General features: G+C 64.7%; 2 protein-coding genes and 1 pseudogene. 2 read left to right on the plus strand and 1 reads right to left on the minus strand.

Going from position 1 to position 2,000, the window contains the following annotated elements:
- Nucleotides 1–165 precede the first annotated feature (165 nt).
- Nucleotides 166–516, plus strand: coding sequence for a hypothetical protein (locus AC1D34_RS37055; protein WP_476826963.1), 351 nt, complete (start codon nucleotides 166–168; stop codon nucleotides 514–516).
- A gap of 78 nt (nucleotides 517–594) precedes the next feature.
- Here AC1D34_RS37055 and AC1D34_RS37060 read toward each other — a convergent pair whose 3' ends face one another.
- Complete coding sequence (locus AC1D34_RS37060) at nucleotides 595–1,599, minus strand: helix-turn-helix transcriptional regulator (protein ID WP_476826964.1); 1,005 nt, start codon at nucleotides 1,597–1,599, stop codon at nucleotides 595–597.
- Nucleotides 1,600–1,752: 153 nt separating this feature from the next.
- Here AC1D34_RS37060 and AC1D34_RS37065 point away from each other — a divergent pair.
- Nucleotides 1,753–2,000 (plus strand): annotated as a pseudogene (locus tag AC1D34_RS37065) (hypothetical protein); the annotation flags it as partial.

The following is a 2,000-nucleotide window of genomic DNA, read 5'->3' on the forward strand; positions in this document are numbered from 1 at the left end:
GGAGTGCAGCCGCGATCGCGATATTGCTGGCCAGGGACAGGGTGGCGTTCTGCTCCTCGGCGCGTAGGCGCGGGCGGAAGATCAATTGGTAGCGGCCGTCGCCGAGAGCATCGACCTCCTGTTCAGGTGGGTCCACGCGCGCTGCGCCGTCTCGCCGATCGCTATGTGGTGCGCGCCGCCCTGGCGGTGGCGAACGGCCAGCCGGTTCCGCCAGCGGTATCGGCCGCATTCGAACAACTGCCTGCGGTGATGGCGCGGGCCGATGCGCGCGACGGTCAAGTGGACCGGGACGTCATCGATCTGGCCGAAGCTCYTATGCTCCAGGGCAGCGAAGGAACCGCGTTCGAGGCGGTCGTGACCGACGCGGATGAGCACGGCCTGCGCATCCAGCTCTGCGAGCTGCCGGTGGTCGCGCGGGTTCGCGGGCAGGACAGCAAGCCGGGCGATAGGATCCGGGTCAGGCTGACATCTGCCGACCCCCTGCAGAACATGATCACCTTCGAACGAGCAGGTTGAGGGCGATGACGCTCCGAGAACCCGTCCTACAGCCGGTGCGGATCGCAGAGCTGCGGGGTACTGCGGAACGGTGCGCGACTACATGTCCGAGCGAAACTCCCGGGGTGTGCGGCCGGTCGCCTTCTGGAAGGCGCGCGCGAAATTGGCGGGAGAGGAATAGCCCATCTCCGCCGCAACACGGGTGATCGAGCCGTTCATGTGCCGAAGCAATTCGGTCGCGCGCTGGAGCCGTGCCGCGTTTGCCAGGCTGCGGAAATCGGTGCCGGCCCGGTTCAGCTCGCGCTGCAACGTCCGGACGCTGGTCCCCATCGGTCGCGCAGCCCGATCGATCGAGACGCTGCCGGTGAGAACCTGGGCCCGGACCTGTGCCATGACGACGTCGAGCAGATCGTGTGGCGCTCCGCCGGGCCGGTCTCGCGCCACGTCCTCGATGGTGACAATGGGCCATGACCCGCGGTTCGGAGCAGCCGACAAGAGATGGCGTTCGATGACGATCGTCACGGCCGGCGCGTTGAACAGGACCGGGCAGTGGAAGAGATCTTCGAACAGGCCGGTTTGGCGCGGCCTCTCGATATTGAGCTCGATGCGCAGCGGCCGCCAGTCGAACGGCAAATAGGCCCTGATGACGCTGAGCAGAACGCCGGCCGCCGCACCGGCGATCATCTCGTAGCCAGCGTGGCCGGCGAGCGCAAAGACATAGCTGTAGCGCGCCTCGTCGCCGGTGATCGCGAGCGACATCCGGTCGTGGGTGCTGTGATAGCCAAGGGCCGCAATCGCCCGCTCKATGGAGTGGCCGAGCGTCTCGGCTCCCAGGATATAGCGCCCGAAAYAGCCATAGTTGCCGGCGTTCATCATCGGGGCGATCAGGAACCCGAGATTGGGCTCGCCGGCGACTCTCGCGGCGGCATTCACGAAGCCGAGCACTGCGGCATGCGGGATGAAGCAATTGCGGCCCTCGGTCAGCTCGATATCGAAGCCTGCCGCAYGGTTCGCCCGCAGAAGCGCCCTCTCCCCGAGTTCATGCCGCAGGAACGCTGGCAGGCCGTGCAGGATATGGCTGGAGATGACGGGGATTTCAGACACGCGCTGGACACTCCGGAATACCGTAAAGTTGGCGCAAAATGAGTGGTCTCGAAATCCGATTGCTGTTTTGTCGCACAGTATAAGTGCCGCGGGCAAACGGGAAACCGGTTTTGGCCGTCGGCAGCTTTATTGTCGATGAAGGAATTTCCGGCCGTGAGCGCGAGGACGTTGTTCAGCTTAGCCAGACTGACACTCTTCGCGACCTTGTCGTGTTCGGGAGGAGCGCTGGCGGAGGCTTCGACGAACAGCACGGCCGATCTGGCCAAGGCGGCGCAGAACCCCGTTGCCGACATGATCAGCCTGCCCTTCCAGAACAACTTCAACTTCAATGTCGGGCCGCATAGGCAGCTGCAGAATGTCCTCAACATCCAGCCCGTGATCCCGATCACGCTGAACAAGGA

The sequence above is a fragment of the Allobosea sp. P1_A7 genome (assembly GCF_056406775.1).